This window comes from Arcicella sp. GW458-12-2-14-TSB2, from assembly GCF_059423785.1.
The window spans coordinates 1-7,862 of the sequence record NZ_JBWKYN010000230.1; the positions used below are offsets into that span (position 1 = coordinate 1).

Genomic DNA, 7,862 nt, shown 5'->3' on the forward strand with positions numbered 1-7,862 from the left:
TTTTAAAAATGATTGACCGCTTTTAGTGATTTTAGTAAGATTTATATCCAATTTATCCCAAGAAAGGGTACTTATAGTCTGTTGGCGATACAAATGTTTCTTTAATCGTTCTAGGCGAAACCCATCTCAATAGGTTTAGCATCGAACCCGCTTTATCATTAGTACCTGATGCTCTAGCCCCACCGAATGGTTGTTGTCCAACCACTGCTCCTGTTGGCTTATCATTGATATAGAAATTACCTGCTGCATTTACTAGCTTTTTATTCGCAATCTCTAAAGCATAACGTTCTTGTGCAAAGATGGCTCCCGTTAAGGCATAATCAGAAGTAGTATTTACGATATCCAACGTCTCTTCATACTTTTCTGCGTCATATACATACATAGTAAGTACCGGTCCGAAGATTTCTTCTGACATCGTAGTGTAGTGAGGGTCCTCTGTCAAGATAATCGTTGGCTCAATAAAATACCCTTTCGATTTATCATAATTCCCCCCTGCTATTATTTTGGCTTTGTCCGAAGCTTTTGCATTATCTATATATCCCGCGATTTTATCAAAAGCTTTTTCATCAATCACGGCGTTCACGAAATTTGAAAAGTCTTCTACACCTCCTACTTTTATTTCTGCTAAGTCTGTTTGAATATATTCCCACGTTTGCTCCCAAAGCGTATTAGGAATATAAGCACGCGAAGCCGCAGAACATTTCTGTCCTTGGTATTCAAATGCTCCGCGAACCAATCCTACTGCAAGAGCTTTGGCATCGGCTGATTTGTGTGCTACTACAAAATCTTTCCCTCCTGTTTCTCCTACAATTCTTGGATACGACTTATACTTATGAATATTTTCACCTATGGTTTTCCAAATATGTTGAAATACCTTAGTACTTCCTGTAAAATGTACTCCCGCAAATTGTGGATGCTTGAATACGATATCACCTGTTAATGGTCCATCTGTATAAATAAGGTTTATTACGCCATCTGGTAACCCTGCTTCTTTCAATACTTTCATTAATACATTCGCAGAATAGATTTGCTGTGGTGATGGTTTCCATACTACAACATTTCCCATTAAGGCTGCCGACGCTGGAAGGTTACCTGCAATAGCTGTAAAGTTGAATGGTGTTACGGCAAATACAAATCCTTCTAAGGGACGGTATTCTAATTTGTTCCAAACGTTTTCAGAAGAGATAGGTTGTTCAGCATATATCTGTGTCGCAAAATGTACATTGAAACGGAGGAAGTCTATCCATTCGCAAGCCGCATCAATTTCTGCTTGGTAAGCATTTTTCGATTGCCCTAACATCGTTGAAGCATTTAACTCATTACGATATTTAGTAGCCGAAAGGTCTGCTGCTTTTAAGAAAACAGCCATTCTATTTTCCCAAGGTAAACTTGCCCACGCTTCTCTGGCTGATAGAGCTGAGTCTATGGCTTGATTTACGTGGCTAGCATCACCTTCGTGATAATATCCTAAAATATGCTGATGGTCGTGTGGGGAAGTCAAAGCCTGTTTATTACCTGTTCTTATTTCTTCAGAACCTATATACATTGGTACGTCTACTACTGTACCGCGCATTTCAGTAAGTTTGGCAATAAGTGCTTCACGCTCCTTGGTATTAGGTGCATATGAGTTGATTGGCTCATTTTTGGGCGTTGGTACGCTAAAAAATCCTGTTGACATTTGATGAAGTTTTTGGTTTGATGCAAAATTAAGGATTTTTTTTGGGACTGGAAGACTTTATGACTGAAGGACTTGAGATTGTAGAGTGAAAGACTTGTGTATAAAAAATAATTGAAAAGTTAAAGTATTTCAGAAAAGAACATACTCTATTTTATTTTACATTCTTTACACAATTTCTTACCTTCTTTAATCCTTTTTTCTTCAGGTCTAAATATCCTCTTATCCTAAAGTCTTTAAGTCTCGGAAAAAAAGCAACTTTCGGGTTGAGGATGTTCTTTTATCAATCGACATTTGTAGCGTTAATTTAAGAAGAACATGACAACAGATACATATCATTATGAACGTATTGCTAAAGCGATTGAGTTCATTACCGACAATATTACTGCACAACCTTCCTTAGAAGAAGTGGCCGAAAAAGTAAACCTATCTCCTTTTCATTTTCAAAGAATTTTTACTGAATGGGCAGGCGTTAGTCCGAAGAAGTTTTTACAGTTTTTAACAGCCGACTATTTAAAAGCTAAAATTAAGGACACTGCCACTTTGATAGAAGCAGCAGAGATAGCAGGACTGTCGAGCCAAAGCAGAGTGTATGATTTGTTTACAGGTATTGAAGCTGTTACTCCCCAAGAATTCAAAAGTGGTGGAAAAGGTTTGCACATTGATTATGCTTATCATGATACTCCTTTCGGAGAATGCTTTATGGCCGTTACCGAAAGAGGAATTTGTGGAATGGCTTTTACCAATGAGATTTCTAAAGATGAAGATTTAGCGACCTTCAAACAAAAATGGCATTTTGCTACTATCGAAGAGAACCCTTCTGTCACCGAACAATATGTACAACGCATTTTTACACCACATCTTAGCTCGCTAGACAAACTACATCTATTAGTACAAGGTACCAATTTTCAATTAAAAGTCTGGGAAGCTTTATTGACAATTCCACAAGGTTCATTAACGACTTATCAACAAATAGCAGATAGTATCGGACATAACAAGGCTGTTAGAGCAGTCGGCACGGCAGTAGGAAATAATCCTATCGCCTACTTAATACCTTGTCATAGAGTAATTAGAAAAGAAGGAAAGTTAGGAGAATATCATTGGGGGACTATTCGGAAGAAAGCTATCGTTGGATGGGAAGCCTCTAAAATTGAGTGAATGAGGAGCGGTCCGCCGCCGCGGTTGTGATTTAGTGAATTATTACTAAACACCAAAATATTTAATTACTCATTCACTAACTCACACATTCACAATTTTACATTGAACATGAATATCAACTCACTTAACTGGCAAAGTATTAAACAAGATTTGGATGAACAGGGATATGCTGTTATTCGGGCAGTGATTCCTCGGGATGTTTCTGACGAATTGATAGCTTCATATTCGCAATCCAATTTATATAGAAGTACTATTGTAATGAAACGTTATAATTTTGGAAAAGGCGAATACAAGTATTTTTCGTATCCTCTACCCGAAAGCATTGCTTATTTAAGGAATGACCTCTACACTCCTTTATCTAAAATAGCAAACGAATGGAATTTAAAATTAGGCATCAATCTTACCTATCCCGAAAAGCATGAAGATTTTATTGAAGCTTGTCAGCAACAAAATCAATACAGACCAACACCTCTGATTTTGAAATATGAAACAGGTGACTTTAATACCCTCCACCAAGATTTATATGGAGAGTTGTATTTTCCTTTTCAGGCAGTATTGTTTTTATCTCAACCTCAGGAAGATTATACTGGCGGAGAATTTGTATTGATTGAACAAAAACCAAGGTTGCAATCTCAGGCAATTGTATTACAACCGAACCGTGGCGACATGGTAATTTTCACTACCAACTTTCGGGCTGCCAAAGGAACAAGGGGCTACTATCGTTCACCCATGAAACATGGGGTTAGTAAACTCCATAGTGGAAATCGTTATACAGTCGGGATTATTTTTCATGATGCCAAATGATAAGACATCAAGATATACTAGACGAAAAAGGAACAAACCGTTTATTACTGTCTTTAATCAAAGACAAGCAAATTACAGTGGGTGGAAATAAGTCATTAAAGATTTATGGAAAGCTCAATTGTAAATCTGGCAAAAGAATAAAAACCCAAAACAGAGTCTTCTTTAAAGATATTCAAGAAGCTGTAGTTTTGGGTTTTCGTCCTTGTGGGCATTGTATGAGGTTGGAGTATTTGGAATGGAAAAAGGGAAATACTTCTTAGTATTTGGGACTTTCTATTTCTTTTGGGTCTAAGCCATATTCATTTTCTCCATAATCACCATTAGCAAATAGCATCCAGAATACATAAAAAGGTACTAATTGAAACCATCCAGTATTTCCTCTATCATGACATCTTTTTGCTCCTTGTGCAATTAATAAATATAATAGAGGAAAATACATAATGAAAAACAAGGATCCTATACCTCCCATATTCATAAAGAAACTTAAAATGCTAATACCAATCCAATAAAAAATATAAGTAAGTCCGAATTCAGTTCTTCTGATACGACCTTCAAATGAAAAAGGGTTTTGAAACATTACTGTGTCTAGTTTAAGGGTTTATTAAATGGGTTATTTGTGAACTTATTACTTTTGTTATTATTACTCTATAAAGATTATTTCAAAAAAATCAATTCTTATTTATTTTATAACTCATTGAACAATAACTAGAATAAATATTCATTTGGCTTTATCAAAGGCTAATTTCAGGGCTAGACTACTCAAAATACCTGCCATAAACCATTTTTGAATTTTAATCCAAGTGGGTCTACTACCAAACCAAAATGCTATTTTGGATGCAAACATGACAATCATGAAATTCACTGTGAAACTGACGGTCATTTGGGTAAGTCCTAATTGAAAATTCTGTAATAATACATTGCCATATTCAGGTTTAATAAACTGTGGAAAGAACGACATATAGAAAACAGCAATTTTAGGATTGAGCACATTAGTGAGAAATCCCATCTGAAAAAGTTTGAAGTTACTATCGTCTTCCAAAGTCGTTGTTTCAAAAAATGATTTACTTCCTGGCTTGATAGCATTCCAAGCTAAATACAATAAGTAGCCAACACCTAGCCATTTGAGAAAGGAATAAGCAAAAGGTACAGCCATCAAAATAGCCGTAAGTCCGAAAGAGACCATGATGACATGGAATAGAAAACCTACAATGACTCCTGCTAGTGAAATCATTCCAGCTTGTTTGCCTTGTGAGATAGAACGTGATATTAGGTATATCATGTTGGGGCCAGGCGTGATGACCAACCCAAAAGCGGCAATAATAAAAACGAGTAAGTCTGAAAGTGGTATCATATTATTCCGTAAAACGAGATTCCATCTCGTTAAAAATTAAGTTAAAAAAATTACGAGATGGAACCTCGTTTTACTGTTTTAGAATGCTAGATATGGTAAAAGCTTATTGAGTGTTTGTTCATCCAAAAGCTTTATATTCTCTAAATCTTTTCGGCTTGAAAAATTTCCGTGCTGTTGGCGATATGCAATAATGGCTTTAGCAATATAAGGACGTAAATAAGGATGTTTGAATTCTTCTAGGGTCACTTCATTAATTTTGATTTTCCTGAGTTGAGGATTTCTGACTGTCCCATATTTCAATAGCTCGTCAACTGAAATAGAATCTAATCCCCAAATATTGCGTACTTGTTCTACTGAATAAAAGCCTCCAAGTTTTTCTCTTTCTTGAATAATCCTGATAGCTCGCTTAGAAGCAATTCCTTTTAATTTCTTTAAGTCATTGGTATCAGCTCTGTTTAAATCAAAACTCACAGGCTTGAAATTATCCTTAGTAATATTTGCTGTTGGCAAATTCTTTTCTGTTACCAACTCAACTTTTGTACTATTGACATTTGGTTGAAGTACTGGCGAATTTGTTAAAACGATATAAGGTTCTAGCTTTTCATAAAGGGCTATCGGGAAGCTATAGATTTTCTTCAAATCCTCTTTTTTCCTAAATTTTCCACCCTTATTTCGATAATTGACTATTCGTTCGGCTAGCCAAGGAGCTATTCCTAGCTTTTGTAAGTCTTCGGTATTGGATAAGTTAGGGTCAAATTTGAATAATGTAATGGTTCTAGCCTCCTCTTTAAAGGCATTTTCTTTAGCATATTTATCGGAAAAATTATTTTCATGCTCTGTAGGATGCTCAGAACGTTCTTTGATTTCAATTTTTGCCATTAACGCTTCAATCTTCTTCGGATTTACAGAATCATTAACAACTTGTTTTTCAGGAAGATAATCAAAAATAAAAGTAAAAATGATGAGCAAAAAGATTAAAAAAATAAGCAAAACAAAGCCTTTTATTTCTGTTTGATTAAAAGCGAAAAAATCACGTAGATAAGCTTGTAGTTTTTTATACATGGGTGTTAGGTATTAAAATGAATATGATGTTAAACAACAGAAATTAAAATGTTTATTCTGTAATTCAGGCTTTTGAACTAATTTTGTATTGTTTTACTGCTATAAGCTTTAGGCTGTAAGCAGTAAGCCATTTTTAATAGTCAATCCTTAAAAGTGAATCAGACTTTTGATGATACTAATTTACAAGATTTCTTGCCACGAAGGTTTTGAAATTGAAGGTTTTATCTGTTCCAAATAATTATGATACTTTACAGCACAAATCATCAAAGTGATGATGTTTCTTTGGAAGAAGCAGTATTTAGAGGTCTCCCTCCAGACAATGGCTTATATATGCCCCATGTTATTCCGACTTTACCCTCTTCTTTTTTTGATAAAATAGAAACACTATCAATTTCAGAAATTGCCTTTGAAGTAACTAAGACATTATTGGGCGACGATATTCCTGAGGATGATATTAAAATGATTGTTGAAAGAGCTATCGATTTTGATGCACCTTTGGTTAATCTTGAAAAAGATACTTATGTATTAGAGTTGTTTCATGGACCATCTATGGCATTCAAAGATTTTGGTGCAAGGTTCATGGCATCGTTAATGTCTTACTTTTTACAAAAGTCTCATAAAGATATTCATATTTTGGTAGCAACATCTGGCGATACTGGCGGAGCTGTGGCACAGGGATTTTATAAAACGCCTGGTATTAAAGTAACCATTTTATATCCAACTGGCAAAGTCTCGGATATTCAAGAAAAGCAATTAACAACCCTTGGAGAGAACGTAACGGCTTTGGAAGTAGATGGAACTTTTGATGATTGTCAGGCTTTGGTGAAAGCTGCATTCTTAGACAAAGAACTGTCTTCAACTATCAATTTAGCTTCTGCCAATTCTATCAACATTAGTCGATTGATTCCTCAATCGTTTTATTATTTCAATGCTTACGCACAATTGAAAAAAGCAGGCAATACAAAACCTGTTGTTTTTTGTGTACCAAGTGGAAATTTTGGAAACTTATCAGCAGGATTAATTGCCCAGAAAATGGGCTTGCCTGTCAAAATGTTTGTGGCAGCAACCAATGTAAATAACATTGTTCCGAGTTATTTAGCTACTGGCAATTATGAGCCAAAGCCATCTCAAGAAACTATTTCAAATGCGATGGATGTGGGTAATCCATCCAACTTTATCAGAATGCGTTTATTGGCGGGTGATGCTTACGAAGAGGTAGTAAAACATATTGTAGGAGATTCTAGCGATGATACGCAAACCAAAGTTGCCATGAAGGAAGTTTTTGAAAGAACCAATTATGTAATGTGTCCGCATACTGCCGTGGCATATTTAGGGCTGAAATCTTATACAGATACGCTTTCGGAAGAAGTTGCAGGTGTGTTGCTTTCTACTGCTCATTATGCTAAATTTTTAGATGTGGTAGAAGATGCTCTAGGCACTTCTGTAGAAATTCCTGAAAGATTATCAGCATTGTTATCTAAAGAAAAAGTAGCGATACCGATGACTAAAGATTTTGCAAGCTTTAAGCAATACTTACTTTCTTTATAGTCGAGAGAGTATAAGTTAAAATTATCGATTGTTTATATCAAAAAATAATATTCCCTTACGAAAGACCTTACTTTTCTTGTCTTGACACAAGAAAAGTAACCGCAACGGCGGACCGTAAAAGAAATTCAAGAATTCCTAATCGCAGCGGCGAACCGCCTCGCTTCGCTCAAACAGTAGGAATTCGGTATTCATCAATCATAAACATGAGTCATCCCGAATTTTGTGGATGGCTTGCCCAATAAAAACCTCCTTGTTTATTTTGTG

At 35.6% G+C, this 7,862-nt stretch carries 8 protein-coding genes; 4 read left to right on the forward strand and 4 right to left on the reverse strand.

The annotated features are described in order from the left end of the window. Positions 1-52: 52 nt before the first annotated feature. The gene (gene pruA, locus AC07XN_RS22130) at positions 53-1,678 is read right to left on the reverse strand and encodes an L-glutamate gamma-semialdehyde dehydrogenase (RefSeq protein ID WP_494744632.1); all 1,626 of its coding nucleotides are present in this window, start codon (positions 1,676-1,678) and stop codon (positions 53-55) included. 315 nt (positions 1,679-1,993) lie between these two features. Here pruA and AC07XN_RS22135 point away from each other — a divergent pair, with 315 nt between their 5' ends. From AC07XN_RS22135 to AC07XN_RS22145, 3 genes are all read left to right on the forward strand, one after another. Continuing rightward, entirely contained in the window at positions 1,994-2,833 is an 840-nt protein-coding gene (locus tag AC07XN_RS22135) for a bifunctional helix-turn-helix domain-containing protein/methylated-DNA--[protein]-cysteine S-methyltransferase (RefSeq protein ID WP_309923558.1), read from the forward strand. 108 nt (positions 2,834-2,941) lie between these two features. Then, the gene (locus AC07XN_RS22140; RefSeq protein ID WP_309923560.1) at positions 2,942-3,637 is read left to right on the forward strand and encodes a 2OG-Fe(II) oxygenase; all 696 of its coding nucleotides are present in this window, start codon (positions 2,942-2,944) and stop codon (positions 3,635-3,637) included. Then, positions 3,634-3,897, forward strand: a complete 264-nt coding sequence (locus tag AC07XN_RS22145; RefSeq protein WP_494744633.1) for an Ada metal-binding domain-containing protein — start codon at positions 3,634-3,636, stop codon at positions 3,895-3,897. The genes AC07XN_RS22140 and AC07XN_RS22145 overlap by 4 nt, the downstream gene beginning before the upstream one ends. On the opposite strand, the gene AC07XN_RS22150 is transcribed toward AC07XN_RS22145, so the two are convergent. From AC07XN_RS22150 to AC07XN_RS22160, 3 genes are all read right to left on the reverse strand, one after another. Further along, complete coding sequence (locus AC07XN_RS22150) at positions 3,894-4,214, reverse strand: DUF805 domain-containing protein (RefSeq protein WP_494744634.1); 321 nt, start codon at positions 4,212-4,214, stop codon at positions 3,894-3,896. The genes AC07XN_RS22145 and AC07XN_RS22150 overlap by 4 nt on opposite strands. A 141-nt stretch (positions 4,215-4,355) precedes the next feature. After that, the gene (locus AC07XN_RS22155) at positions 4,356-4,988 is read right to left on the reverse strand and encodes a LysE family translocator (RefSeq protein ID WP_494744635.1); all 633 of its coding nucleotides are present in this window, start codon (positions 4,986-4,988) and stop codon (positions 4,356-4,358) included. 78 nt (positions 4,989-5,066) lie between these two features. After that, positions 5,067-6,050: a ComEA family DNA-binding protein gene (locus tag AC07XN_RS22160; protein WP_494744636.1), complete on the reverse strand. Its 984-nt coding sequence runs from the start codon at positions 6,048-6,050 to the stop codon at positions 5,067-5,069. Between the two features lie 240 nt (positions 6,051-6,290). Here AC07XN_RS22160 and thrC point away from each other — a divergent pair, with 240 nt between their 5' ends. Further along, positions 6,291-7,598, forward strand: coding sequence for a threonine synthase (gene thrC, locus AC07XN_RS22165; protein WP_494744637.1), 1,308 nt, complete (start codon positions 6,291-6,293; stop codon positions 7,596-7,598). Positions 7,599-7,862 lie beyond the last annotated feature (264 nt).

Coding starts and splice junctions, on each gene's coding strand:
- pruA (WP_494744632.1), bottom strand. CDS start 1,678: ATGTCAACAGGATTTTTTAGCGTACCAACGCCCAAAAATGAGCCAATC.
- AC07XN_RS22135 (WP_309923558.1), top strand. CDS start 1,994: ATGACAACAGATACATATCATTATGAACGTATTGCTAAAGCGATTGAG.
- AC07XN_RS22140 (WP_309923560.1), top strand. CDS start 2,942: ATGAATATCAACTCACTTAACTGGCAAAGTATTAAACAAGATTTGGAT.
- AC07XN_RS22145 (WP_494744633.1), top strand. CDS start 3,634: ATGATAAGACATCAAGATATACTAGACGAAAAAGGAACAAACCGTTTA.
- AC07XN_RS22150 (WP_494744634.1), bottom strand. CDS start 4,214: ATGTTTCAAAACCCTTTTTCATTTGAAGGTCGTATCAGAAGAACTGAA.
- AC07XN_RS22155 (WP_494744635.1), bottom strand. CDS start 4,988: ATGATACCACTTTCAGACTTACTCGTTTTTATTATTGCCGCTTTTGGG.
- AC07XN_RS22160 (WP_494744636.1), bottom strand. CDS start 6,050: ATGTATAAAAAACTACAAGCTTATCTACGTGATTTTTTCGCTTTTAAT.
- thrC (WP_494744637.1), top strand. CDS start 6,291: ATGATACTTTACAGCACAAATCATCAAAGTGATGATGTTTCTTTGGAA.